This is a genomic window from Pseudomonas sp. 20-5 (assembly GCF_056782835.1).
In genome coordinates this window covers 1325882-1350841 of the sequence record NZ_CM165584.1, presented here as the reverse complement: position 1 = coordinate 1350841, position 24960 = coordinate 1325882, and the positions used below count along the sequence as shown (strand labels likewise).

The following is a 24960-nucleotide window of genomic DNA, read 5'->3' as shown; positions in this document are numbered from 1 at the left end:
CGGAACGACGCTCCGCCGTCTCAGGCCAGGCGTTGCAGCGCCTGTCTGGCCTGGTTCTCCAGCTCCAGCTTGAACGAGGGTTCCAGGCGCAGCTGCCGCGCCAGCTCCTCGAGGTAGGAGCGCTCCATGAAGCTTTCCTCGTCGACCATCAGCAGGCTGGCCAGGTACATCTCCGCGGCGATCTCCGGGGTGCTCGCGGCACGGGCGATCTCGGCCGGGTCCAGCGGCTTGTTCAGCTCGCGCTCCAGCCAGCCCTGCACCTCGCGGTCGCTGGTCAGCTTGGCCACCTCGCCTTCGATCATCTGCCGTTCGCGCTCGTCGATGTGGCCGTCGGCCTTGGCCGCACCGACGATGGCCTGGAGGATCGCGTGGCTATGCACTTCGGCCTGGGCTTCCGGCAGGCGGTCGACGGTCTGCGGCTGCGCCTGCGGCGCGGCGCCGTTCTGTTGCTGCTGCCAGTTGTTGTAGGCCTTGTAGGCGATCACCCCGAGCGCGGCGAGGCCGCCGTAGGTGATCGCCTTGCCGCCGAACTTGCGCGCCTTCTTGTTTCCCAGCAGCAGGCCGATGGCGCCGGCCGCCAGGGCTCCGCCGCCGGCGCCGGAAAGCAGGCTGCCGAGCTGTCCGCCGCCGCTGGCGCCGGGCTTGCCGCCGGACTTGTTCTGCAACATTTCCTGCCCGGACTTGAGCAATTGGTCGAGCAAACCACGGGTATTCATGAGGAACCTCCAGGACGTTCGGTAACAACCGGATTCGACCGACTCTAGCCCTTCGCGTCCGCGCTGCCCGCCGGGAGTTTGCTTCGAGATATTGCCGGCCTCCCCGGACACCGTGGCAAAGCGCGACACATGTCACATTTCTCCAGATAGAGGCCTAGTGCCAGCAGAAAGCCCTTCGACGCGCCGGCATGGCCCTCTAAACTCCGCGCCCGCCCGCGACTGCGGGTCGGCGTCCGACGCCAGCCGCTCCGCGCGCATTCGCAACAGCAATCTGTGAACATGGCTCCCCCGAGCCACCCACTGCCTCGCAAAGGACTTCCCATGACCATCTCCCGCCGCGACTTCCTGAACGGCGTAGCCCTGACCATCGCCGCAGGCCTGACCCCCGCCGAGATCCTCCGCGCCGCCCCCGGCGGCCGCTACTATCCGCCCGCGCTCACCGGCCTGCGCGGTAGCCATCCGGGCGCCTTCGAAGTCGCACACCAGATGGGCTGGGAGAAGAAGACCTTCGATGTCGACCACCTGCCAATCGAAGAGGAATACGACCTGGTGGTGGTCGGCGGCGGCATCAGCGGCCTCGCCGCCGCCTGGTTCTATCGCGAACGGCACCCCGCGGCGCGCATCCTGGTCATCGAGAACCACGACGACTTCGGCGGCCATGCCAAGCGCAACGAATTCCAGGCCGGCGGGCGCACTATCCTCGGCTACGGCGGCAGCGAGTCGCTGCAATCGCCGAACGCCCTCTATAGCGAAGACGCCAAACACCTGCTGAAACGCCTGGGCGTCGAGCTCAAGCGCTTCGAGACAGCCTTCGACACCGACTTCTACCCCGGCCTGGGCCTGTCCCGCGCGGTGTTCTTCGACAAGGCCAGCTTCGGCGTGGACAAGCTGGTCAGCGGCGACCCGACGCCGATGGTTGCCGACGAGGTCCCCCGCGATCGTCTCAATGCCCGCTCCTGGCGCGCCTTCATCGGCGACTTCCCGCTGAGCCGCGAAGACCGGGAGGCGCTCATCGCGCTGTACGAGTCACCTCGCGACTATCTTGCCGGCAAGAGCGTGGAAGAGAAGGAAACCTACCTGGCGAAGACCAGCTACCGCGACTACCTGCTCAAGAACGTCGGGCTCTCGGAAACCTCGGTGAAGTACTTCCAGGGCCGCAGCAACGACTTCTCTGCCCTCGGCGCCGACGCCCTGCCGGCGGCCGACGCATACGCCGCCGGCTTCCCCGGCTTCGACGCCCTCGGCCTGCCGCAACCCAGCGAGGAGGCCCAGGCGGAAATGGACGAGCCGTACATCTACCATTTCCCCGACGGCAACGCCTCGCTGGCTCGGCTCATGGTGCGCGACCTGATCCCCGCGGTGGCGCCGGGCCGAGGCATGGAGGACATCGTCATGGCCCGCTTCGACTACTCGAAGCTGGACCTCGCCGGGCACCCGGTGCGCCTGCGCCTGAACAGCACCGCCGTCAGCGTGCGCAACCGCGCCGGCGGCGTCGATGTCGGCTACAGCCGCGCCGGCCACCTGCACCGGGTACGCGGCAAGCACTGCGTGATGGCCTGCTACAACATGATGGTGCCGTACCTGCTGCGCGACCTCTCCGAGGAGCAGGCCCACGCGCTGAGCCAGAACGTCAAGTTCCCGCTGGTGTACACCAAGGTATTGCTGCGCAACTGGCAGGCCTGGAAGACCCTCGGCATCCACGAGATCTACGCGCCGACCCTGCCCTACTCGCGGATCAAGCTGGACTTCCCGGTCGACCTCGGCAGCTACCGGCATCCACGCGACCCGCGGCAGCCGATCGGCGTGCACATGGTCTACGTGCCGACCACCCCGAACGCCGGCATGGACGCCCGCACCCAGGCTCGCGTAGGCCGCAGCAAGCTCTACGCGATGAGCTTCGAGCAACTGGAAAAGGACATCCGCGACCAGCTCCAGGCCATGCTCGGCCCGGCGGGCTTCGACCACCGCCGCGACATCACCGGCATCACCGTGAACCGCTGGTCGCACGGCTACTCCTACTTCATGAATACCCTCTACGACGACGAGGCGGAAAGCGAAGCGCTGATGGAACTGGCGCGAAGCAAGGTCGGCAATGTCGCCATCGCCAACTCGGATGCGGCCTGGGATGCCTACGCCCATGCCGCCATCGACCAGGCGGTGCGGGCAGTCCGCGAACTGGGTTGAAGGACGGCGACGGCAGCGGAACCCGCGCTGCCGTCGCGCCCTTCCGATGTCCAGCAAGACTGACAGAAATGTACTGACAGCGATTTCAACCCCTACTCCACGAAAGCCGTTCAAAGACCCTATGTTTCTCGGCCTCCCCTCGAAATAACCTAGGGAAAACACATAGGAAATTTCCTACTAGCATTCAGAAAAGTCCTGATTAAACCGACAGACACCATCGCTAGAATTCGAGCCCGTCCGGAGCTGCCTCCTGGCGGATTATCCGCCTGCCGGCGTTGCCGGTAGCCGCTGCGGAAACCTCCACCTCGATCGGGTTCGATTTCATGAAAACACGCGTCATCCTCGTCGACGACCACGCCCTCACCCTGATCGGCATGCGCTATCTGCTGAGTGCGTACGACGACCTGCGGATCGTCGCCCAGGCCCAGGACGCCGATGGCTTGCTGGCGCAGCTCGAAGCGCACCCCTGCGACCTGCTGATCACCGACCTGATGATGCCCGGCAGCCAGCAGGCCGACGGCTTGCGCCTGGTGCAGAAGGTCCGGCGGCGCTATCCGGACCTGCCGATCATCGTCGTCACCATGCTCGGCAACCCGGCACTCGTTTCATCCCTGCTCAAGCTGGGCATTCACGGCCTGGTGAGCAAACGCGGCATGCTCGACGATCTGCCCAAGGCGATCCGCCACGCCGGCCGTCGACCATTCATCTCGCGCTCCATCGCACACCTGCTGGAAGTGGGCGAAGCCGAGCACGGCAAGCCGCTGGCCAGCCTCGAACAACTCACCCCGCGCGAAGTGGAAGTGCTGCGCCTGTACGGCAGCGGCCTGGCGGTCGGGGAAATCGCCATCCGACTGTGCCGCAGCAAGCAGACCATCAGCGCGCAAAAGAGCAGCGCCATGCGCAAGCTTGGCCTGGACAGCAATGCCGGACTCTTTATCTACATCCGGGAAAACGGCCTGGCCTAAGCAGCGCGGCCGCGATATGTCCGCCCCGCCAGCCCGCTTCGCAAGGTCCGCGCAGCCGCTAGAATGTCCCGCAGCGCCGGGCGTCTTCCGTGCCCGCCTCCGCCAAAGGACTCTTTTCACATGGACCGTAACCGCCGCCTCTCCGCCCGACTCTGCCTCCTGCTGCTGGGACTCGCCAGCCAGGCCGAAGCCCGCGAACCGCAGCCCTGCGCGTCGCGACTGCTTGACGCCGTAGCCAGGCAGGTCGGCCACGATGGCTGGATAGCCCCTTCGTACGAATCTTCCGGTCCGTTCCTCGCCGTGGCCTGCAAGCCCTGGCCGGACGACCCCGCGCAGACGGTGATCGCCATGGCCTACCTGGATCCGGGCGACACCGCCGTGGAAGGCGAACGCCACCCGCATCTGCTATTGGCCAAGGCCGACAGCCGCAGCGGCAGGCTGCTCGAACGCTACGACAGCGACTTCGAAGAAGACGCCTCCGTCGCCGTCGGCAGCGACAGCCTCTGGCTGGACACCGCGCGCTATCGCCTGAGCCCGACGGTGCGCGCCTTCGGCGTGGTATTCCATAGCGTGGCGCGTGGCGCCAGTTGTCCGGAAGCCGGCTTCGACAACCTGCTGACCCTGGTGGTGCCGGCCGGCGAAGGCAAGCTGCGGCCGGTGCTCAATACCTACCTGGACCAGTGGAGGACGCTGAAAGGCTCGGTCTGCTCCGCCGAGCCCGGGTTCGAACAGGAAGTCTCGCACCTGACCCTGGAACTCGGCCGCGGACGCTCCAACGGCTTTGCCGACCTGGTCATCACCTCGCGGGTCAGCGACGGCGAAACGGAGAACGGCAAACCCTTGCGCACGGTGAAGCGCACGCTGCGCTATGACGGCGAGCGCTACCCGTTAGAGGAGTATTCGGACTTCTGGCACCGCCAGTGAGGGGAGACCGTGGCCAGCAGCCACGGCGAAACAGCGGAACCGCGCGCCCGCCGCAAGGGACGGACGCGCTCGGGGAACTCAGCTCTCGCTGGTTTCCTCGCTCTCTTCGACGGGCGCCGGCTCCTGCTCCGGCTCGCCTTCGTCGTCCTGCTCGTCGTCCGACTGGCAATACGGGGTCGGGTCCTGCGGCCAGATCGCCTTGCCATTGCCGTCGAGCAACTGTTCGGCGCCGCAATCGGTGGTGGCCACGGTGAAGCGCGGCTTGCCGTTCAGGTCGTACAGTGCGCGCAAGGTTTCCGTCGCCTCGTCGCCAGTGCCGCTGACTTCGTAGCCCAGGATGTAACCCTGCTGCGGATTCACCTCCAGCTTCTGCCAGAGCGCTGGAACCAGCGTGCGTCCCTGGCGATCGAGCAACACGGTGTGGGCAGCGTTGTCCATACCGTCGAGACCTTCCAGGAAACGACCGTCATACGCAGACTGGATGCTGATCAGTTCGTCCGGCTCCAGCAGCATCTTGCCGCTGCGGTCCATCAGGCCCACCACCGGCACCTGGCTTTCCGAACCCATGAAGCTGACGGTCTTCTGCGGCCCGCCCTTCTTCGCCACGACGAACAGGTCGTTGCCCAGCGCGCCGATCTGCGCATAACCCGGCTTCACCCACTCGCTGCCTTCGTCGAGGTTGAAGATGCCGAAGTCGGCGCTGAACAGGCCGGTGCTCACGCCGACGGCAGCCAGGCCGGGCACGTCGACGGTGTAGCCAAGCGCGGTGAGGCCGGCGCTGTCGGCCGAATCGTACTGCGGCTGCACCTTCCAGGCGCCGCTGCGATCGATCAGGCCGTACTTGCCCGACGAGCCATCTTCCATGCGCTGCTGGGCCAGCCCGCCCTGCTTGCCGAAGGCGCCGCAACCGGCGAACTGGGCGGCGATCGCCACCTTGCCCTGGTAGTCGAGGTAGCCACAGGGGCTGTCGTACTTCTCGCGGAACGCGACCAGGCCGTTGGCCGGGGTGCCCAGATAATCGTAGCTCTTGCCGTCACCGACCACGTCGCCCTTGGCATCCACCAGTTGGGAGCCCTTGCCGATGACGCTGGCGCTCATCACGCCGTCGTGGAGGTCGCCCAGGCTCTCGTAGGCCACGGCCTTCTGTTCGCCGGTAGCGAGGTTGATGATCCACTTCTCCTCGCCACGCTCGGCGCTGATCAAGCCGCCGTGTTCGGCGACGCTGCCGTTGACCAGGGTGGTGTCGTAGAGCGCCTCGGTGAGCTGCTTGCCCTTGGCATCGAGGATGCCGCGCTTGCCATCGATCTCGTAGATGATGAATTCGTTGGCACTGTTGGGGTAGATGTCGTCGAAACGCGGCGCCTGGACTTCCTTGCCCTGGCCGTCGACCACGCCGTACTTGCCATCGCGGACGAAGCCATAGAGGTTGGGGGTGAGCAGCGACAGGGCTTCGCCGATATCGTCGCGCAACACCTTGCCGTCCTTCGCCTGGATCAGGTTCCAGCGCTCCTCGCGCGCCGCCATCAGGGTGCCCTGGTAGGCGCTGGCGACGATATTGTCGTAGTCGTTGTCGAACGGCACGAGCAGCTTGGCGTCCTGGTCGATCACCGCGCACTGGCCGTTGAGGCATAGCGGGATGCTCAGTGCAGCCATGCTCGGTGCGGCCGGTTGCGGCGCGACCGCCGCAGGCTTCGGCGCATCGTCGCCCTGGTTGCAGGCGCTGAGGAGCAAGGTGGAAACGGAGACGGCGAGGGTGTTGCGGCCGATACGCGACAGTCTTTGCATGCGGATATGTTCTCGTATGATCCCTGAGATATGTGTCCAGCCGCGATGCGCGCGACATCGCGGAACGCGGTAGCCTTCCCGACGGAAAGGCGCGGGCATGATGCCCGTGCCGCGGACCGCCTGGCAATGCCCTGATCCGTCGGCTCGGCGACAGGCGGCGCGCTTGCTGGCAGAATCGCGGCTTTCCGCAAACCGCGCAGGTACCGCCCCATGAACGACCGACTGCAGATCGAAGACCTCCTCCTGGGCGACGGCAAGGAGGTAGTGAAGGGTGCGCTGATCACCACCCAGTACAAGGGCACCCTGGAAGACGGCACGCTGTTCGACTCCTCCTACGAGCGCGGCCGGCCATTCCAGTGCGTGATCGGCACCGGACGAGTGATCAAGGGTTGGGACCAGGGCCTGATGGGCATGAAGGTCGGTGGCAAGCGACGGCTGTTCGTCCCTTCCCACCTGGCCTACGGCGAACGGCAGGTCGGCGCGCACATCAAGCCCCACTCCAACCTGCTGTTCGAGATCGAACTGCTGGAAGTGCTCACCCGCGACGACTGAGCCGAGGGACGGCGGCGGCCTCTGGCCGCCCGTGCCGAACCAATGCGCAGGACGAATAGTCGCTCGGCTACCCGCCCTGCACGAAGCCGGTTTCTCTTCTAATCCGCGGGGCGAGCCGCGGAACCCGTGGCAATGGCGCGAGGCAGGCCGTCCAGCGCACGCAGCAGGCAGAACCCCAGGACGGCCCCCGCCGCGCCCGCGACCAGCATCAGGCCGATCGCGCCCGACCAGTCGAAACGGCTGACGATCAGGCCGATCAGCAAGGGGCCGATCACCTGCCCCAGGTAGTTGCCCTGCATTACCCAGCCGATGGCCAGTGGCGTCAGCGAAGGCGCGGGCGAGGCCAGCGGCGCGGTCGCCAGCACGGTGGTGGGGAGCATGCCGGCGACCGCCGAGAAGACGAACCCCAGCGCAATCGCCAGGAGTCCCGGCGTCGCGGCATGGAAGAACGCCGCACCGGTGAGTCCCATCAGGATCGCGGTGGTCGCCAGCAAGGCGCCGGGACGTATGCCGCGGGAAAGGATGAAGCCCGCCGCGACATTGCCCAGGGCGTTCGCCGCGACGATGGCCGCGCCGATGAGTCCCGCAGTCTCCAGGGCGACGCCCAGGCGCTGCATGAGGAACACGGGGAGGAACGTCATCAGGGCGAAGAACTGCAGGTTGTAGGTGGTGAAGCCGAGCGCCAGCAGGGTGATCGCCGGAACCTTGAGCAACGTGCCAAGACCGGCCGGCCTCACGCCTGCCGCCCTGCACCCATCGTCGGCAGGGACGCTGAGCGGCAGCAGCAGCGCCGCGACCAGTACCAGCAGTGCGCTCAGTTGCCAGTCGGCACGCCAGTCCGCGAGCAGCGGCCCGAACAGCATCGAGAGGGCGATTCCGCCTGCCATGAAGGTGCTCCACAGACCGAACACCACGCTGCGCCGCGTCTCGCTGGTGATCCTGTGCAACACGGCGGGCGCCGCCACTACCACGATGAGGAAACCGAGCCCCTCGACGAAGCGAGTGGCAAGCAACCAGGCGAAGTCCTGCATCGACGCACCGAGGAGGCTCGCCCCGCCGAGAATCGCCAGCCCACCGGTCAGCAGCCGGCGATCTCCCCAGCGACGCACCAGGAGGCCGGCGGCGATGCCGCCGAATACGCCGACGAACGGAAAGGCGGACATGATCCAGCTCAGCGCGGCGAGGTCGCCGCCGAAGCTCCGTTGCAGCGACGGCAGGGCGATGGTCGCCTTGCCGACATGCAGGGCAGCGGCGATGCCGGCGAAGATCACATTGGCAACTGCCAGCCATCGCGGGCTGGCCTGGGGGTGCGGACGAGCGGGAGTGGACGGGCTATCCATCGTTGCCTCCGGGCATGGAGTGGCGCCCGGCAAGATCGCCAGACGCTCTGCGCGGATTCTGATAGCTCAAGTTAACTTGAGGTAAAGAGCCCAGGAATCAAACGATGTGTTCCATCGCCCGCACCAATGGCAATCCGGCACGCCCGCTCAGTAGAAGTGCTCGCCGTAGAGGTCCCAGGCATTGCGCCGGGCTGCCCGGCGCAGTTGCTCGGTGTAATCCCGCCGACCGACGGCGGATCGTCCCGAGCTGGCAGCGACAGCTTCGGTCTCGGTGCGGGACGGTTTGTTGCGCGGAGTGTTCAGGGACATGGCGGCGTCACCAGTTCATCCCCGTCGCCGGCCCGCTCAGCAGTGCCTTCGCCATGCCGCGGGCGGACGCCAGGTCCGGCGCCACGCTCACCGGCGGGCCGTAGACAGCCTGCAGCACCGGCGCCAGTTGCTGCAGGTCGGCGAGGTTGTCCGGCTGGCCGTTGGCACTGAGCAGGATGCCCCGGCAATGCTCGACGAAGCGCTGGCGTTTTTCCTTGAGCCACAACACCAGGCGCTTGCGCGCCTGCTGGTCGCCTTCAGCTGTTTCCTGCGGGAGCGGCGGATAGACCAGGGCGAAATCGCGCTCGACGGCCAGCAGCGCCTCGACCTCCTCCAACCAGCGCTCGACATCGGCCAGCTCGCGGGGCATCTCGCGGACCTGGACCAAGGGAAAGGCATCGATATCCAACAGGCTCTTAGCGGGGGCATTCATGGGGGGACTCCTGCGGGGAGGCAAGGCGGAGGAATGAGCGGAAGTGCTTGCCAAAACAGTACTGTACGATACAGTTCTTAAATGACCAGCGTCAACCCTAACGAGAAACGCTCTCAGCAAACCACCTGGAGGCTTGAACGGACCGTCCCGACGGCCCACCATGCGCACCTTCCGACCGCCACCCCGCGAGGCCCGATACCGCTCATGAACGATGCTTCTCCCCGTCTGACCGAACGCGGCAGGCAACGCCGCCGCGCCATGCTCGACGCCGCTACCCAGGCCTTTCTCGAATACGGTTTCGAAGGCACCACCCTCGACATGGTGATAGAACGGGCCGGTGGTTCACGGGGGACCCTGTACAGCTCCTTCGGCGGCAAGGAGGGCCTGTTCGCCGCGGTGATCGCCCACATGATCGAGGAAATCTTCGACGACAGCGCCGATCAGCCGCGCCCCGCCGCCACGCTGAGCGCCACCCTCGAGCATTTCGGCCGGCGCTTTCTCACCAGCCTGCTCGATCCCCGCTGCCAGAGCCTCTATCGCCTGGTGGTGGCGGAATCCCCGCGGTTTCCGGCGATCGGCAAGTCCTTCTACGAGCAGGGGCCGCAGCAGAGCTATCTGCTGCTCAGCGAGCGACTGGCCGCGGTCGCTCCTCACATGGACGAGGAAACGCTCTACGCGGTGGCCTGCCAGTTTCTCGAGATGCTCAAGGCCGACCTGTTCCTCAAGGCCCTCAGCGTGGCCGACTTCCAGCCGACCATGGCGCTGCTGGAAACCCGCCTCAAGCTGTCGGTGGACATCATCGCCTGCTACCTGGAACACCTGTCGCAGAGCCCCGCGCAGGGCTGAGCGACGCGCCGATCAGGCGGAGGGCGGCAGCGCCTGGCCCGGCAGTTCGGTGAGGTGGATCTCGGTGACCAGGGGTTCCTGGCGCGGCAGGGTACGTTCGAGCAGGGGCGAGAAACGCGACAGCGCGCCGATCAGGTCCCACTGGGTCTCCAGGGCGGCCCCCAGCTCCGAGAGTTCGTTCAGGACCCGATGACCGACCCGTTGCAGGCGTGGCTCTTCGCTCTGGCTGAGCTCCACCGAAAGGTGCGCCAGCATGGTGGTCATGTTGTTCATGTTGCGTGTCGCCAGGACCAGGATATTGGCCAGCAGGGCGACATCGCTGTCAGGCAGGGAGGCGTGGGGAGAACCGGCGTTGGCGTGCATGCGAGCATCCTTTCTCGAAGTGCGGTCCGGAGCGAACGTCGCGGGAGAATAACATCATATTGCCATTACGCAATATCTCCCACGAAACGCTCAGGTTGATTTCCTGATGCCAGGCAGACCGCCAAGGTCGGCAAAGGTTTCCATCAGGTGGGCCGCCAGCGCCTCGCCGCGCCGACGGCCCCGACGGCTCACTGCATTTCCAGGGATTTGCGCGGCGGCGTGCTGCGATGAGCGGCTCGCAGGTACTGCGGCGGCCAGGGCATCTGCTCGTTGCGCAGTTCGTCGGCGGCGTGCAACGGCCAGTACGGATCGCGCAGCAGTTCACGGGCAAGCAGGATCAGGTCGGCCTGACCGGTGCGCAGGATATGCTCGGCCTGCACCGGCTCGGTGATCATGCCCACCGTGCCGCTGGCGATGCCGGCCTCCTTCTTCACCCGTTCGGCGAACTCGGTCTGGTAGCCCGGTCCTACCGGGATTTCCGCATTTGCCGCGGTACCGCCGGAAGACACGTCGATCAGGTCCACGCCCAGGTCCTTCAGGTGCCGGGCCAGTACCACGGTCTCGTCGGGGTTCCAGCCATCTTCCACCCAGTCGGTGGCGGACAGCCGCACGAATAGCGGCAACTCTTGCGGCCAGGCCTTGCGCACCGCGGCGGTGACCTGCAGAAGCAGGCGGATGCGGTTCTCGAAGCAGCCGCCGTACTGGTCGCGACGCTGGTTCGACAGCGGCGAGAGGAACTGATGCAACAGGTAGCCGTGGGCCGCATGCACCTCCGCGACCTTGAAGCCGGCAGCCAGGGAGCGCTCGGCGGCGCGTACGAAGGCCTGCACCAGCGCCTCGATCTGCGCCTCGCTCAGGGCCTCGGGGGTCGTGTGCTGGGGATCGAACGGGATCGCCGACGGCGCCACCGGTATCCAGCCGCCGTCGCCGATCGGCACGCTGCCGTGCTTGCCCAGCCACGGCCGCCAGGTACTCGCCTTGCGCCCGGCGTGGGCCAGCTGGACCCCGGCGACCGCGCCCTGGGACTCGATGAAACGGGTGATGCGATGCAACGGCTCGACATGCGCGTCGCTCCAGATGCCGAGGTCGTCAGCGGTGATGCGCCCCTCGGGCAACACCGCGGTGGCTTCGACTATCACCAGGCCGGCGCCGCCCACCGCGCGGCTGCCCAGGTGCACGAGATGCCAGTCGTTGGCCAGGCCCTCCTGCGCCGAGTACTGGCACATGGGCGATACGGCGATGCGGTTGGGCAAGGTGATTTGACGCAGGCTAAGAGGCTCAAACAGCAGACTCATGGCAGGACTCCCGGTCGGTCTTGGAATAAGTGCTCACACCTGAACTTTAGACCGGGTTCGCGGAGGCCAACGGCCCAAGCGACATAAAGCAGCCGCCCTCCTGGCGGAAGACGGCTTGAGCGACCCCGACCGGCATTCCTTCCTGGAGTGCCGGCCGGGACCACCGAGCTTACAACGCGCTCGGGCAGGTCACGCCGACGGTGCTGAACGCCCGGGTGACGTCAGCCGCCGAGTAGTTGCGGTTCTGCGCCGAGCGAATCACCCCGCAGGCGCCGCTGTTGTAGTTGCTGGTGGCGGTCCAGTAGTAGCGGTTGGCGTCGACGAACACCTCGAAGGCCTTGCGGGTATCCCAGCCCGGCGAATTGGCCAACAGGTAGAACGCACGGTTGTACACGCCGCTGGAGTGGTGCACGTCGATGCCGTTGTAGTACTGCGACGCGTTGTCGATGGATCGCCCGTCGCGGCTGGGCTGGTCCATGTAGCGCAGCGCACCGCTGCCCTTCTTGATGTCGTAGCCGATCAGGAAGTCGTTCTTGCCGCGCATGTAGAACTCGGCTGCCTCGCCGGCCATGTCGGAGAACGCTTCGTTCATTCCGCCTGATTGCCCGCGGTAGATCAGCCCGGAGTTCTGCTCGGTAAAGCCGTGGCTGACCTCGTGGGCCGCCACGTCCAGCGACACCAGCGGATAGAACATGGTGGCGCCGTCGCCGAAGAGCATCGCCGTGCCGTCCCAGTAGGCGTTCTCCACGCTGCGCCCGTAGTGCACCTTCATGTACAGCTTGTGGGTCAGCGGGCTGGTGCCGAACCAGTCCCGGTACAGTTTGAACACCACGCCGCCGAAGAAATGCGCGTCGTTCAGCGGCGAATAGGCGCCGTTGACCTGCTTGTAGGTGTTGGTCGGGCAGGCGAAGCGGAACGGCGTCGTCTTGCTGTCGTCGGTGCTGCTGTTCATGTCGACGGTGATGACGTTGCCGTCGTCCATCTCGCAGCGGTCGTTGACGATCAGCGGACCGTAGTCGCTACCGTAGGTGTACTTGCCGATCTTCTGGTTGCCGCCGGGGCCGCCCGCCTCGGCGTGGGCCAGGCCTTCCCACTGATCGAGCACTTCGCCGGTCTTGGCGTCGATGACGAAATGCGGCCGCGACAGTCCCTCGCCGGGAATCAGGTAGGAGACGTTGTAGACCAGTTGGGCGATGTTGTTCTCGCCCAGGCGGATCACCAGTTCCACTTTGTCATTCTCGGTCTTGCGGCCCTGGGCCTTCAGGCTCTTGGCCTGGGCCAGCACCTGCTCGGCGGATACCGCCGCGGTGGTGCTGCCCGGCAGGTCGGCAGCGATGTTGGCGACGAAATGGCCGCTGCGCTGCGCCGCCACGCTCTTGCCGGGACCCTTGACTTCGGTGATGGCTTCGCCGACCACCCGTACGCCGTTGTGGAATTGCTCGTAGCGGGTGACCTGCTTGCCGTTGGGCAGGGTCGTGCTGCGGATCGCTTTCAGTTCGTCGGCACCGCCAGCGCCGACCGCGGCTTGCAAGGTGACCGGGCCGGGCGCGCCCTGGGCAGCCTTGCTGGGGAGTTTGGACACGTCGATCAGGTCGGCGGCAAAAGCGGCCGGCGAAACACCCATGATCGCAACGAACAACAGGTCAAGCGTAGAAACCTTCTTCATCTTGTTCAGTTCTCCTGGTTTTTTCAGGCCGAAGTACTCGGCCGACGCTTACCGCCGCCTTGTGGGCTGATCGGAACAGCCGTATCAGTCCTTCGGGTAGAAGGAACTGCACTCCCCTGGCTCGGTCCCGTTTTCGACGGTGCTTTCGTGTACCAAAAAGAACCCGCGGCCAAACCTGCCAGAACTGGCAGGTAGCCTTGATTTCGCCGGAAATCTGTATGTTTTCGCTGGAATAGCTAGCAGAAAAGCAGGTGGCAGCTAGGTTGCCCCCAGCTCCGGGACGCGCTCAGCGAGGGGCCATGTGGACGATCATCAGTTGCACGCTTTCCTGGCCGCGGAATTCGTTGACGTCGAGCTTGTAGGCCAGCTCGGCCCAGCGCACGGTAGGGTTGGGCCACTGCTCGCGGTCGATGTTGAAGGCAATGCCATCCAGTTGCAGCGAGCCGCATTCGCTTTTCAGCACCAGCTTCAGGTGACGCTCGCCGACGATCCGCTGCTGCACCAGCTGGAACACCCCGTGGAACATCGGCTCGGGAAAGTGCTGGCCCCAGGGACCGGCCTGGCGCAACGCGCGCGCCAGCTCCAGGTGGAACTCCTGGATGCTCAACTGGCCATCGGAGAGCAGGCGCCCGGCCAGGTCCTCCTCGGCCAGTTGGCGGCGTACTTCGGCATCGAAGGCGGCGGAGAAAGCGCCGAAGTTTTCCTGCGGCAACGATAGTCCGGCAGCCATCGCGTGGCCGCCGAACTTGCTGATCAGCCCGGGATGACGGGCGGCTACCGCGTCCAGCGCGTCGCGGATGTGGAAGCCGGGAATCGACCGTGCCGAGCCTTTCAGGCTGCCGTCGCCGGCATCGGCGAAGGCGATGGTCGGCCGGTGGTAGCGCTCCTTCAGGCGCGAGGCGAGGATTCCGATCACGCCCTGGTGCCAGTCGGCGTCGAACAGGCACAAGCCGAACGGCAGTTGCTCCAGGCTCAGCTCCTTGAGCTGCGCCAGCGCCTCGCGCTGCATACCCTGCTCGATGGCCTTGCGGTCCTGGTTCAACTGGTCGAGCTGCACCGCCATGTCGCGGGCCAGCGCTTCGTCGTCGCAGAGCAGGCATTCGATGCCGAGGGACATGTCGTCGAGCCGACCCGCCGCGTTCAGGCGCGGACCGAGGATGAAACCCAGGTCGGTGGAGGTGATCCGTACCGGAGGCCGCCCGGCCACCTCCAGCAGCGCGCGCAAGCCCGGCCGGGCGCGGCCGGCGCGGATGCGCGCGAGGCCCTGGTGGACCAGGATGCGGTTGTTGGCATCGAGCGGCACCACATCGGCGACGCTGCCCAGCGCCACCAGGTCGAGCAGCTCGGCGAGGTTCGGTTCCTTCAGCCCGCGCCGGGCGAACCAGTCCAGCTCGCGCAGGCGCGCCCGCAACGCCAGCATCACATAGAAGATCACCCCGACCCCGGCCATGGCCTTGCTGGGGAATTCGCAGCCCGGCTGGTTGGGGTTGATGATCGCATCCGCCGCCGGCAGTTCCGGGCCAGGCAGGTGGTGGTCGGTGACCAGCACCTTGAGCCCCGCGGCTTTCGCCGCCTGGACGCCGTCCACGCTGGAGATGCCGTTGTCCACCGTCACCAGCAGGTCGGGACGCTTCTCCAGGGCCACGCCGACGATCTCCGGGGTCAGGCCGTAGCCGTACTCGAAGCGGTTCGGCACCAGGTAATCGACCCAGGCCGCGCCGAGCATGCGCAGGGCCAGCACGCCGACGCTGCTGGCGGTGGCGCCGTCGGCGTCGAAGTCGCCGACGATGAGAATCCGCTGGCCGCCCTCCAGGGCGTCCACCAGCAGCGCCACGCCCTCCTCGATGCCTTTCAGCCGCTGGTAGGGAATCAGCCGCGCCAGGCCCTTGTCCAGCTCCTCGGCGCAACGCACGCCACGAGCCGCGTACAGGCGCGCCAGCAATGGCGGAAGGTCGCCGAGATCGGGCAGGGTTTCGGGCAGGGGGCGGGGTTCGATACGCATCAGGTCACTCGTTCGGCTCGACGGAAGGAAACGGCGGCGGCGATCAACGCTCGCCCTGCAGCCACTCCAGCTGCAACTCGTGCTGGCCGTTCTCGTCGGTGACGAACAGGGTGCCCTCGCTGATCATCACGGTCCAGTTGATCGAACGCGGCAGGTCGCGGGACAGGCTCTCCAGGGGTTCCTGGGGCACTGCCGCGACGTTGATGTTCTTCAGGCTGCGCACACTGTCCAGCACCTTGGTCTGCCAGACCCGCAGGTTGCCATAGGCGAGCAGGCTGAAGCGCTCGCAGCGACGCGAGCACCAAGTGATGCGCTCGGCGTCCGGCTGGCCGACTTCGATCCAGTGCAGGACCCGGCCGTCCAGGCTCTTTTCCCAGAGCGCCGGTTCGTCCACGTCCGACAGGCCACGCCCGAAGGCGATCTGCTCGCCGTACCACAGCACGTAGGCCAGCAAGCGCACGGCCAGGCGCTCCTCGGTCTCGGAGGGGTGCCGGGCCACGGTCAGGCGCAACGTCTCGTAGACCCCGCGGTCCAGGTCGGTGAGGGAAATATCGGCTTTATAGGGCGTGGATTGCAGGGCCATGGGAATACCGGCGTGGGAAGCGAAAGGGCGCAAGTCTAACCTGAAACCCGCCCGCGTGCGGTCCGCCGGCCGACCGCCTGCCCTGCCTTTCTCGCGTCGCTGCCGCTCAGCGCGGGGCGTAGCGGCCCCAGAGTTCCTCGAACTCGCGCCGATAGGCGCCGATCAGCACGGCGTCGTCGGTTACCAGCAGGTTCTCTTCGTTGTTGACGCTGGCGCTGCGGGTCCAGTTGAAACTGCCGTTGAGCAGCCAGGCGCCATCCACCAGGGCGAACTTGTGGTGCATGTGGAAGGGACTGTCGTCGATTCGCAGCGGTACGCCGGCCTCGCGCAGCGCATGGATGTCGCTGCCTTCGTCGAACTGCTTGTCATCGTCGCTGATGATCCGCACCGGAACGCCGCGCCGATGGCAGGCCAGGATTTCCGCACTGAGCTGGTCGTCGGAGATGGTGAACACGCAGATGTCCAGGCTCTGCCTGGCCTGCCGGCACAGTTCGCGGATCTTCCGCCGACACTCCTCGCCGGGACTGAAATAGGCGCTGGCGCGGCTGCGCGGCGGCGCCGCGGTAACCTCCAGGGTGCGCACCACCTGCTCCAGCCACTTCAGGGCGGCTATCCGTTCGCCCTGCTCCTCCAGGAGGACCAGCTCACGCACCAGGTCGAAGGCACGGTTGCGCAGGAAACGCACCTGGTCGGGTGCCAGCTCGCTGCCCAGTTGGCGCAGTTCGTCCCGCTCCTCGTTGCTCAGCTTCAGATCGGCCAGGCTGTCGCGCAGCTGGCGGTCCAATCCGTCGAAGTCCATTTCCCGCTCCTCGTGTCCTCAGGGTTGATCGTTCTCCAGCGGCCTCTGCTCGCCGCCCAGCAACCGGCCCAGTTCGTCGAGGCGGCTGGATATCTCGTTGATGCGGTTGTGCGTGCGCAGGTCGACGTCGATCTTGCGGTCCATCACCTTGATCAGCGGCAGGAAACTGTCCTGCAGGCAGGCGGCAAGGCTCTCCAGCACCTGCTGCACGCCCGGCTGCGCAGGCGCCGTCACCTCGACGTTCAGCGCCGGCGCACCCTGGCCGAGCTGGCGCAATCCAGCCAACAACTCGTCCCAGGGCGCCGGTTGTACCGGCTGGGGTTCGCGAGCCAGGCCACGGACGCTTTCCACAAGGTCGTTGAGCTGCGCAACCAGCCGTCCGCCGACGTCGGCGTCGCTGCCGCCCATGGACTTGTTGCGCAGGAAGTCACGCTTGATCTGCGCCCAGCGCTCGGCCTGCTCGGGGCTCTGGTTGCCGCGCAGTTCGGCGAGCTTCAGCAGGTTCTCCTCGGCTCCGGTGGTCAGCAGTTGCGACTCGCCCTGGTAGTGGTCGGCGATCAGTTGCAGCAGCTCGGCATCGTTCATCACCGCGGAGATCTTCTCCGCCATCTTGTTCATGTTGCGGTAGCTGCCCTGCAGCTTGAACGGCGGCTCGCTGCGGTACTGGTCGGCCTGGGCGGCGCTGGCGATGTACTGCTGGTTGACCTTGAGCACCACGTCGCGCACCTGCATGAGGCGTTGCAGGGTGCTGCTGATCTCGTTGATCTCGGCACCGCTGTAGCCGTGGGCCAGCTCGTTGCTGGAGAACGGCTTGCCCTCGGCCTTGGCGACGAAGCGATAGACGTCGGCCATGTCGCGGGTGGCCAGCGGCGCGAGAACCGGGTTGGAGGTCAGGGCGTTCTCGATGTAGCTGAGGGAGAACGCCTCCTGCATGCCGCTGAGGGTGTCGCCGAGGTTGTAGATGTCGGCGCGGTTGGCGAGCATGTCGGGAATGCGGAAGACCTCGCCGGACTCGGTGTAGGGGTTGCCCGCCATCACCACGCAGAACTTCCGCCCACGCATGTCGTACGTCTTGGTCCGGCCCTTCCACACCCCTTCCACCCGGCGCGTGCCGTCGCAGAGGGAGATGAACTTCTGCAGGAACTCCGGATGGGTGTGCTGGATGTCGTCGACATAGAGCATCACGTTGTTGCCCATCTCCAGCGCCAGGTTGAGCTTCTCCAGTTCCTGCCGCGAAGTCGCGTCCGGCGCCTGCCCGGGGTCGAGCGAGCGCACCTCGTGGCCGAGGGCAGGACCGTTGATCTTCATGAAGATCAGCCCCAGGCGATGCGCCACGTACTCCATCAGGGTGGTCTTGCCGTAGCCTGGCGGGGAGATCAGCATCAGCAGGCCCATCAGGTCGGTGCGCTTGTTCTCGCCCACCGTCCCCATCTGCTTGGCCAGGTTGTCGCCGATGACACCCAGGTAGACGTCATTGATCAGCTTGTTGCGAACGAACGAGGACAGCGGTCGCGGCTTGAACTCGGCCAGGCGCAATGCCTCGCGCTCGCGTTCGACGATCTCCTGGCGCAGCGCCTGGTAGCGCCGCAGCCCCGGCAGGAACTGCTGGCGATGGCGACGCAGGCGGCCGAAGAAGTCGTCCACCGCCAGCGCCAGGCCGCGTTCGACGATGCGCGGATGCTCGCCCATCAGGCCGTCGACCTGGAAGCGCAGGTCGACCTCGGTGATCCGTCGTGGCATCTCCTCGTCCAGCAACGAGAGCGCCACCGCCTCGTCCAGGTAGGCCGCCAGCGGCTGGAACTCGGCGTCGCCACATAGTCCGCGCAGCCAGTTGCCGGCCAGTTCCCACTGGGCGGCGGGCCGCTCGCCGAGACGCTCCAGGGTCTGCCGGTAGTCGTCCCATAGACGCGCGCCTTGCAGGCGCAGCTTGAGTCCTTCCTGCAATTGCCGGGCATATTTGCTGAAGGTGAATTCGGGACGCTCGGCGGACAATTCCCAGACCAGGTACTCGGCCGCCTCGTCGATATGCTGCGGGTCCAGCGCGATGGGCTGTTCGGCGAGCAGCGCACGCATCGCCGCGGCCACTTCGCCGCGAAGGGCGAGCAGGCCGTCGTCACGACCGAACATCTGCTGGATGCTGCGGCTGCTGCGTGCCCGCTCGGGCCAGCCGGCGACTTCCCGCTCCTCGCGCCGGCGGCTCCAGAACAGGCTGGCGAAGGCCCGCGCCGAGGGTGCGTAGCGTAGCAGTCCGGCGCTCTCGCGCAACGGCAGCAGGCGAACCAGGATCGCCGCCGCATCGTGGTCGTGAATGCCTTTCTCGTAGCCCTCCTTGTAGCGCGGTGCGGCGAAATCGCGGATCGCCCGCGCCAGCTCGTCCGGCTGCGCCAGCAGCGCCTGCAAGCGCTCCAGGCTGAAGCCATCGCGGCCCGCGTCGGCGGCGGCGAGCACTTCGCCGGCGAGATATTCGGCGCGGTACAGCGTCTCCGATTCGGATTCCAGGTTCACCTGCCAGAACTCGCGCAACTCATCGAGCCGCGGGTCCTGCAGCGGTTCGAGGAAATCGGTGCCGGTCAGGTGCAGGTACAGCGCGTCGCCGCGCGGCATCAGGGTCAGGTCGAGTTCCTGGGTGTTGACGCTGAAGCGGTGGCGCGGGCCCAGGCGGATGACGTCGCCGCCCTCCTCGAACAGCTCGCTCTTGTCGCGCAATGCGCGGACCGCCTGGTCGCGCGCGGCCTTCAGGCGCGCCTCGACGTCGTCGGCCTTGACGCTGTCCTTCAATTCGCGAAGACGTTCGGCCAGTTCGCGCAACTTGAGGATCAGCGGGTCGGCGGCGAAGAACGCGTTCAGTTCCTCCGCCTGGGTGAAGCGCGCGGTGCGTCGTTGCAGGCTGTCGAGAATTCGCCGGGCGGCGTCGAGCAGTCCCTGGGCCTTGCGCTGGCGCTCGTCGAGCAGGGTCTGCTTGTGCGCTTCGAAGGTTTCCAGCAGCTCCTCGCGCTTGGCCAGGATGTCGCCGAGGAACTGCTCATGGTCGCCGAACTGGCTTTCCAGTTCCTCCAGTTGCACCAGCAGGCGCGACAGTTGCTCGTCGCAGCGCTCGGGGTCCTGGGCCTGGGCCAGGGCGTTGGTGATGCCCTGGCCGAACAGTTTGAACTGGGCGCCGAACTGGGCCACGGTCTCGCTCGAACCGAGTCCCTTGCGCCGCTGCTCGGCGCGCGCCTTGGCCTGGTTCAGGCGGGCGTAGATCTCCGAGATCGACTCGATGATGCGGGTCCGCTGGGTCGCGTCGTCGATGCGCAGCGAAGCCATCAGCGAGGACAGCATGTCGAGGTCGCCGGCCATCGCCTCCAGGGCCGCCAGCGGCTCGCCGAGCTGGGCCACGGTCTCGGCTTTCTGCGCCTCGCCATCGAGGCTCTGCAGGCGCTCCAGCAAGGGCTGCAGGGCCTGTTCGCTGGCGAGGAAGGTCGCGGTGGCGGCGGCCACCCGCTCGTGGGCCGCGAGCAGTTCGGCCTCCATGGCGTCGAGTCGCGCCACGTCGATGTAGCGGTACTCGCGGATGGTCAGCAGCAACCCACGCTGGGCGGTGATGCCGTTGAGCCCGTCGACGAACTGCTGCACCCGGTCCCAGCCGTCGGGCAGCAAGCCGGAGAGGAGCGCCTTGTGCCGCTCCTCCGCGTCGACCATCGCCTGGGCCGACTGGCGGCGGATACTTTCGACCTTCTCGTACTCGTCGAGCACCAGCTCGGCGGTCGCCGCCACTTCGCGCAACAGCGGCGCCAAGCCGTCCAGTTGGTCGCTGCCGAGCCAGTGGTAGACGTCGAACAGGCGCTGGGTGTTCTGGCACAGCAGCGAGTAGCGCTGGATCGAAACCGCCGGGGTCTCGATCTCCCGGCACAAGTCGTAGAGGTCGGAGACGCCGCGCACCAGCTCGGCATTGCCGATCCGCCCGAGAAAACCGCTACGCGCCGGTTGGCGGGCCGCGTACTCCTCGGTGCAGAACGGCGTCTGCCAGACCTGCATCGGATGGATGCGGGTCGGTTCCTCGCCTTCGGCGGCGAAGATCACCATGCGCCCGTCCTCCAGGCGCGCGTAGCCGTGGCCGAACAGCGGATTCTGCAACTGGCGGTTGATCAGGTTGTAGGTGAGCAGCACGTTCCGCCCCTGCTCGGGATGGTAGAAAACGTACTGCACGTCCTCGCCGTTGGGCGAGCGTACCGAGCGCTTGAAGCGCATGCCTTCCATGGATTGCTCGAAGGTGCGGTACTCGCCGTTCTGCAGGTAGTAGCCGCCGGGGAAGATGATCCCGTGGTCCTCCGGCAACTGGATGCAGGCCAGGCCGATGGCGTCGATGCGCTCGACCTTGCCGGTCAGGCTGTTGAACACCAGGTAGCGCCACTGCTCCTCGCGATAGGGCAGGACCTTGAGCAGCAGCAGGCTGCCGAGGCGGGCGAACTCAACCTGCGCGTCGTCCAGCGACTGGGTCTTGTCCATCACCTCTTCGCGATAGATGCCCAGGCCGACCTCGGTGTTGTTCTCGACCTTGATGGTCAGGTCGCCGCCAATGGTCTCGACGAACAGGGTGTCGAGGATGTTCAGGTGCGGGAAGCGGCCCTCCACCACCATCTCGCGGGTAGCCCGCTGCCATTCGAAGTCGAACGGTGCCGGCAAGGCGATGTCGCGCTCGCCGCGGTTGTCGATGTAGCGGACCTCGCTGCCGTCGCTGGAGATCGACCAGCGGAACACGCGGATGTCGGTGATCCGCTCGCCGATCTGGAAGCTGGCCAGCAGCTTGCCGTCGCGGATCGCCAGTTGCAGCAGGCGGGTGTTCTTGTAGTAGGTGTAAAGCTCGTTGAAGTCGTTGACGAAGCCCGGCGCGGCGAGAAAGCTGTCCCCCAGTGGCACAGGCTCCGCCTCGTAGCCTTCGCTGCCCTCCACCAGGCGGTAGAGGGAGAACACGTCGGCCACGCCGGTTTCCTTGCGCAGGCCGATGAACACGTTGTAGCCGAACAGCAGGCAATCGCCGACCTGGACGATATCGCGGGCGATGCAGTTGTTCTCGGTACGGATGCGGACCCGGCCGATCACATCCATCTGGCTGTCGCCGAACTCCTCCAGGCGACTGGCGTTGAGCCTTTCGGCGGTCTGCCGCAGGCGCTGGCCCTGCTCCAGCAGGCGCTTGTGCAGCACCTCGTAGGCGCCGCCCTCGGCAACGGCCTTGTCCAATACGTCCTGCGCGGGAGTTGCGGCTTGAGTGTCCGACATCCTGGTCTTCCTGGGTCTACGGCGGTCATCGATGGAAACCGGCCCGAGCGGCCTGCCCCGGGCGCAGCCAACAGGCCACGCCAGGGGCTGCGCCGCTCAGGGCGCGGGCGGAACGCCTCCGCAGTTGGCGGAGGAGGCTGCGGGTCGACTCAGACTTCCGCCGCCGGCTCGTTCTCGTGGCCGCTCTTGCGTTCCGGCATCACCGCAGCGGCTGCGCCACGGCCGTTGAGCAGGCGGGCGAGGACGTCCTGCACCACCGGGCTCTTGCCGACCACACCTTCGATGGCCTTGCCCACCGACAGCGACTTGGCGAAGGAGTTGAAGAAGTCGCCCTCGCCGCCGACGATCTCGATGTTCGCCTTGCCCAGCGCGGTGGCGAGCACCTCGGCCTGGTCCTTGGCGATGTCCTTGTTCGCGGCGATGGCTGCCATGGCCTCCTCGAAGCTCTTCTCCAGCTGCATGCGGAACTCTTCGTGCTGGCGAGCGCTGTCGCTGAGGGCATCCAGGGCGCCGAACTTCTTGCCAAGCCCCTCGGCCTCGGCATTCAGGCGCTGCAGCAGTACTTCCGCTTCCGCGCTGCCCTGGTCCTTGGTGGCCTTGGCCTTGGCCGCGCCGAGCTGCTCCTCGCCGCGCGCCTGGGCGCCGAGCTTCTCGGCCAGCACCTTGGCTTCGGCCAGGCCGTCCTTCTCCTTGGCTGCGGCCTGCGCCTCGAGCACCCGGGCGTCGGCCAGGCCGCGCTCCTCGTCGCCCCTGGCTTCGGCGATCAGTTGTTCGGCACGTACCCGCGCCGCTGCCAAGCCATCCTTTTCCTTAGCCGCAGCGGTGACTTCCAGCACCCGCGCATCGGCCAGGCCCGGCGCTGCGCGCTCGGCCTCGATGCCCTCGGCCAGACGCTTCTTCGCCTCGGCCTGCTTCGACGCCGCTTCCAGCTCGGCCTGCGCCATGGTGTTGATTTCCACCGCCTTGTGCTTGGAGCGGGCCTCGTCGGCTTCCGCCTGCTTGACCTGGCGTACCAGCTCCTGCTCGGCTTCCGCCTGGGCCTGCAGCAGGATCACCTGCTTGACCCGCTCGGCCTCGGAAACCTCGCGCACCTCCTTGATCCGCTCCTCCTCCTGGGCCACGGTCTTTTCCACCGCGACGCGCTCGCGAATCACATTGGCGATGTTCTTGCGCTGCTCTTCCAGCGCCTTTTCCTTCTCGATCTTCTGCAGCTCCACCTCACGCTCGCGGGCGACGATCTCCAGGTCCTTGGCGCGGGTGACCTTCTCCACCTCGATGACCACCGCGCGCTGGCGGTTCTGCTGCGCCACCTCGACCTCGCGCTGGTGGTTCTCGGTGCGCACGTCGATTTCCTGCTGCGCCTGGATCCGCGCCTGCTCGGCCTTCAGCCGCTCCTCTTCCTTGACCCGCGCGGTTTCCGCTTCCTCGCGGGCACGGATGGTCTCGATCTCGCGCTTCTGCCGGGCCTCGGCGTCAGCCTGCTGGCGCTCCAGGGCCAGGGCCGCCTCGCGGGTCTCGACGTTCTTCTTCTTGATCGCCAGCTCTTCGTTGCGCTCCAGTTCGTTGGTGATGACGTTCTGGGTGGCGGTCAGCTCGGTGATCTTGCGGATGCCCTCGGCATCGAGGATGTTGCTCGGGTCCAGCGAGTTCTTCGCGGTCTGCTCCAGGTAGTCGATGGCGACGTCTTCCAGGACGTAGCCGTTCAGGTCGTTGCCGATCACCTCGATGATGCGGTCACGGAAGTCCTGGCGATTCTCGAACAGCTGGACGAAGTCGAACTGCTTGCCGACGGTCTTCAGCGCCTCGGAGAACTTGGCATTGAACAGCTCGTTCACCGCCGAACGGTCGGAAGCACGGTCGACGCCGATGGCCTTGGCCACCTTGAGCACGTCGTCCTGGGTCTCGTTGACCCGCAGGTAGAAGGCAACGGTGATGTCCGCGCGCATGTTGTCGCGGCAGATCAGGCCGTCCTTGCCGCGCCGGTCGACCTCCAGGGTGATCAGCGAGATGCGCATGAACTCCTTCAGGTGGATCACCGGATAGACCAGCGCACCGGTGAAATGCACCTTGGGCGTCGACGACATGTCGTTGACGATCAGCGCGGTGCCTTGCGGGACCTTGATGTAGAAGGCCTTGAACAGGGCCAGCAGGCCCACGACCAGCAGAACGACCAGGCCCACTCCCAGCAGGAGGGGCATCAGCGACGTCATATCCATAGCAGCAGTTCTCCTTGATTCTCACCGAGCCCGGGTCAGATACCGCGGAACTCTTCCTCGGTAACGACCCGATAGGCGTGCTCCGCCTCCAGGTACTCCAGCAGCACGACGCGATCGCCGCGCTTGAAGCCTTTGTTCTCTTCCGCACGAACTTTCAGGATCAGCCCGGCGCCGCCGTCTTCCAGCAACGCCTCGCCATGTTGCAGGGTGACCCGCCCGCTGCGCACCACCGCGACCTGGCCCAGCACCGACTTGCTGCTGGTGCTTTCCAGCTTGCGGAACAGCGGCCGCAACGGCCGGCACAGCGTGGCCGCCAGCGGCGCCGCCAGGAACAGCGCGCCCACCGCCACCACGGCGCCCAACGGGTAGCGCAGCCAGCCGAGCGGCAATGCGCTGAGCAGCCACAGCTGGACGAAGTAGCAGAGGAACCAGGCGAAGAAGGACAGCAGGGTCAGCACCAGGGTGACCGGTACGCCGTTGAGTTTCAGCTTCGCCAGCAGCGCGGCGAGGCCTTCGGCCTGGCCGGCGCCATCGACGACCGACTCGGCGTCGAGATCGAGCACATCGATCTCGACCATGCCCAGGGCGACGATGCCCCAGTAGATGATCGCTAGGATCAGAAGAAAGCTGAACAGCACGGTCGGGAACGACAGCGCCGTCTGCAGGAAACCTTCCATTGTCGCTCTATCCCTGAAAAACGGGCCCGGACGCCTTCGCCGAGCC

The 24960-nt window shown here is 66.4% G+C and carries 19 protein-coding genes; 5 read left to right on the top strand and 14 right to left on the bottom strand.

What is annotated here, in order from left to right; translation table 11 throughout:
- Positions 1–20: 20 nt before the first annotated feature.
- Positions 21–716, bottom strand: a complete 696-nt coding sequence (locus AC1RB9_RS06340; RefSeq protein WP_003106298.1) for a tellurite resistance TerB family protein — start codon at positions 714–716, stop codon at positions 21–23.
- Between the two features lie 321 nt (positions 717–1037).
- On the opposite strand from AC1RB9_RS06340, the gene AC1RB9_RS06335 reads away from it, so the two are divergent.
- From AC1RB9_RS06335 to AC1RB9_RS06325, 3 genes are all read left to right on the top strand, one after another.
- Positions 1038–2900: a flavin monoamine oxidase family protein gene (locus tag AC1RB9_RS06335; protein WP_003159430.1), complete on the top strand. Its 1863-nt coding sequence runs from the start codon at positions 1038–1040 to the stop codon at positions 2898–2900.
- A gap of 323 nt (positions 2901–3223) precedes the next feature.
- Entirely contained in the window at positions 3224–3865 is a 642-nt protein-coding gene (ttsR, locus tag AC1RB9_RS06330; protein ID WP_003092560.1) for a two-component system response regulator TtsR, read from the top strand.
- A gap of 120 nt (positions 3866–3985) precedes the next feature.
- Positions 3986–4789 (top strand): PA3715 family protein, encoded by an 804-nt coding sequence (locus tag AC1RB9_RS06325; RefSeq protein ID WP_003162524.1) that lies wholly within the window; start codon positions 3986–3988, stop codon positions 4787–4789.
- 78 nt (positions 4790–4867) lie between these two features.
- On the opposite strand, the gene AC1RB9_RS06320 is transcribed toward AC1RB9_RS06325, so the two are convergent.
- On the bottom strand, positions 4868–6574 hold the full coding sequence (locus AC1RB9_RS06320) for a WG repeat-containing protein (protein WP_003113839.1): 1707 nt from the start codon (positions 6572–6574) through the stop codon (positions 4868–4870).
- Between the two features lie 210 nt (positions 6575–6784).
- On the opposite strand from AC1RB9_RS06320, the gene AC1RB9_RS06315 reads away from it, so the two are divergent.
- Positions 6785–7126, top strand: coding sequence for an FKBP-type peptidyl-prolyl cis-trans isomerase (locus tag AC1RB9_RS06315; RefSeq protein ID WP_003092567.1), 342 nt, complete (start codon positions 6785–6787; stop codon positions 7124–7126).
- Between the two features lie 98 nt (positions 7127–7224).
- On the opposite strand, the gene AC1RB9_RS06310 is transcribed toward AC1RB9_RS06315, so the two are convergent.
- The 3 genes from AC1RB9_RS06310 to AC1RB9_RS06300 all read right to left on the bottom strand — a co-directional run bounded on the left by AC1RB9_RS06310 (position 7225) and on the right by AC1RB9_RS06300 (position 9208).
- Complete coding sequence (locus AC1RB9_RS06310; RefSeq protein WP_023084029.1) at positions 7225–8466, bottom strand: MFS transporter; 1242 nt, start codon at positions 8464–8466, stop codon at positions 7225–7227.
- 147 nt (positions 8467–8613) lie between these two features.
- A complete protein-coding gene (armR, locus tag AC1RB9_RS06305) occupies positions 8614–8775 on the bottom strand; it encodes a MexR antirepressor ArmR (RefSeq protein ID WP_003100689.1) in 162 nt (53 codons plus the stop codon).
- Between the two features lie 7 nt (positions 8776–8782).
- On the bottom strand, positions 8783–9208 hold the full coding sequence (locus AC1RB9_RS06300; RefSeq protein ID WP_003453690.1) for a hypothetical protein: 426 nt from the start codon (positions 9206–9208) through the stop codon (positions 8783–8785).
- Positions 9209–9412: 204 nt separating this feature from the next.
- On the opposite strand from AC1RB9_RS06300, the gene nalC reads away from it, so the two are divergent.
- Positions 9413–10054: an efflux system transcriptional repressor NalC gene (gene nalC, locus AC1RB9_RS06295; protein ID WP_003453693.1), complete on the top strand. Its 642-nt coding sequence runs from the start codon at positions 9413–9415 to the stop codon at positions 10052–10054.
- Positions 10055–10066: 12 nt separating this feature from the next.
- Here nalC and AC1RB9_RS06290 read toward each other — a convergent pair whose 3' ends face one another.
- The 9 genes from AC1RB9_RS06290 to AC1RB9_RS06250 form a co-directional block, all read right to left on the bottom strand.
- Positions 10067–10417, bottom strand: a complete 351-nt coding sequence (locus AC1RB9_RS06290; protein WP_003453694.1) for a hypothetical protein — start codon at positions 10415–10417, stop codon at positions 10067–10069.
- A 188-nt stretch (positions 10418–10605) separates the two neighbouring features.
- Positions 10606–11712, bottom strand: a complete 1107-nt coding sequence (locus AC1RB9_RS06285) for an NADH:flavin oxidoreductase/NADH oxidase (RefSeq protein WP_003453695.1) — start codon at positions 11710–11712, stop codon at positions 10606–10608.
- Positions 11713–11881: 169 nt separating this feature from the next.
- The gene (gene lasB, locus AC1RB9_RS06280; RefSeq protein WP_003113835.1) at positions 11882–13378 is read right to left on the bottom strand and encodes a M4 family elastase LasB; all 1497 of its coding nucleotides are present in this window, start codon (positions 13376–13378) and stop codon (positions 11882–11884) included.
- Positions 13379–13664: 286 nt separating this feature from the next.
- Complete coding sequence (gene recJ, locus AC1RB9_RS06275; protein WP_003100681.1) at positions 13665–15380, bottom strand: single-stranded-DNA-specific exonuclease RecJ; 1716 nt, start codon at positions 15378–15380, stop codon at positions 13665–13667.
- 43 nt (positions 15381–15423) lie between these two features.
- Positions 15424–15963, bottom strand: a complete 540-nt coding sequence (locus tag AC1RB9_RS06270) for a YaeQ family protein (RefSeq protein ID WP_003092594.1) — start codon at positions 15961–15963, stop codon at positions 15424–15426.
- Positions 15964–16069: 106 nt separating this feature from the next.
- Entirely contained in the window at positions 16070–16762 is a 693-nt protein-coding gene (locus tag AC1RB9_RS06265; RefSeq protein ID WP_003100680.1) for a phospholipase D-like domain-containing protein, read from the bottom strand.
- Positions 16763–16780: 18 nt separating this feature from the next.
- Positions 16781–22021 carry a DNA repair ATPase gene (locus AC1RB9_RS06260; RefSeq protein WP_003453696.1) on the bottom strand — a complete coding sequence of 1747 codons (5241 nt, stop codon included), beginning with the start codon at positions 22019–22021 and terminating at the stop codon, positions 16781–16783.
- 149 nt (positions 22022–22170) lie between these two features.
- A complete protein-coding gene (locus AC1RB9_RS06255) occupies positions 22171–24237 on the bottom strand; it encodes a flotillin family protein (protein WP_003113833.1) in 2067 nt (688 codons plus the stop codon).
- A gap of 35 nt (positions 24238–24272) precedes the next feature.
- Positions 24273–24914: a hypothetical protein gene (locus tag AC1RB9_RS06250; protein WP_003100672.1), complete on the bottom strand. Its 642-nt coding sequence runs from the start codon at positions 24912–24914 to the stop codon at positions 24273–24275.
- Positions 24915–24960: the final 46 nt, after the last annotated feature.

Bases quoted from the DNA above. Each gene is read 5' to 3' on its own strand.
- armR (WP_003100689.1), bottom strand. From the start codon at position 8,775: ATGTCCCTGAACACTCCGCGCAACAAACCGTCCCGCACCGAGACCGAA.
- AC1RB9_RS06270 (WP_003092594.1), bottom strand. From the start codon at position 15,963: ATGGCCCTGCAATCCACGCCCTATAAAGCCGATATTTCCCTCACCGAC.
- AC1RB9_RS06325 (WP_003162524.1), top strand. From the start codon at position 3,986: ATGGACCGTAACCGCCGCCTCTCCGCCCGACTCTGCCTCCTGCTGCTG.
- AC1RB9_RS06255 (WP_003113833.1), bottom strand. From the start codon at position 24,237: ATGGATATGACGTCGCTGATGCCCCTCCTGCTGGGAGTGGGCCTGGTC.
- recJ (WP_003100681.1), bottom strand. From the start codon at position 15,380: ATGCGTATCGAACCCCGCCCCCTGCCCGAAACCCTGCCCGATCTCGGC.
- AC1RB9_RS06285 (WP_003453695.1), bottom strand. From the start codon at position 11,712: ATGAGTCTGCTGTTTGAGCCTCTTAGCCTGCGTCAAATCACCTTGCCC.
- AC1RB9_RS06250 (WP_003100672.1), bottom strand. From the start codon at position 24,914: ATGGAAGGTTTCCTGCAGACGGCGCTGTCGTTCCCGACCGTGCTGTTC.
- AC1RB9_RS06315 (WP_003092567.1), top strand. From the start codon at position 6,785: ATGAACGACCGACTGCAGATCGAAGACCTCCTCCTGGGCGACGGCAAG.
- AC1RB9_RS06260 (WP_003453696.1), bottom strand. From the start codon at position 22,021: ATGTCGGACACTCAAGCCGCAACTCCCGCGCAGGACGTATTGGACAAG.
- lasB (WP_003113835.1), bottom strand. From the start codon at position 13,378: ATGAAGAAGGTTTCTACGCTTGACCTGTTGTTCGTTGCGATCATGGGT.
- AC1RB9_RS06310 (WP_023084029.1), bottom strand. From the start codon at position 8,466: ATGGATAGCCCGTCCACTCCCGCTCGTCCGCACCCCCAGGCCAGCCCG.
- AC1RB9_RS06320 (WP_003113839.1), bottom strand. From the start codon at position 6,574: ATGCAAAGACTGTCGCGTATCGGCCGCAACACCCTCGCCGTCTCCGTT.
- AC1RB9_RS06340 (WP_003106298.1), bottom strand. From the start codon at position 716: ATGAATACCCGTGGTTTGCTCGACCAATTGCTCAAGTCCGGGCAGGAA.
- AC1RB9_RS06265 (WP_003100680.1), bottom strand. From the start codon at position 16,762: ATGGACTTCGACGGATTGGACCGCCAGCTGCGCGACAGCCTGGCCGAT.
- AC1RB9_RS06300 (WP_003453690.1), bottom strand. From the start codon at position 9,208: ATGAATGCCCCCGCTAAGAGCCTGTTGGATATCGATGCCTTTCCCTTG.
- nalC (WP_003453693.1), top strand. From the start codon at position 9,413: ATGAACGATGCTTCTCCCCGTCTGACCGAACGCGGCAGGCAACGCCGC.
- AC1RB9_RS06335 (WP_003159430.1), top strand. From the start codon at position 1,038: ATGACCATCTCCCGCCGCGACTTCCTGAACGGCGTAGCCCTGACCATC.
- AC1RB9_RS06290 (WP_003453694.1), bottom strand. From the start codon at position 10,417: ATGCACGCCAACGCCGGTTCTCCCCACGCCTCCCTGCCTGACAGCGAT.
- ttsR (WP_003092560.1), top strand. From the start codon at position 3,224: ATGAAAACACGCGTCATCCTCGTCGACGACCACGCCCTCACCCTGATC.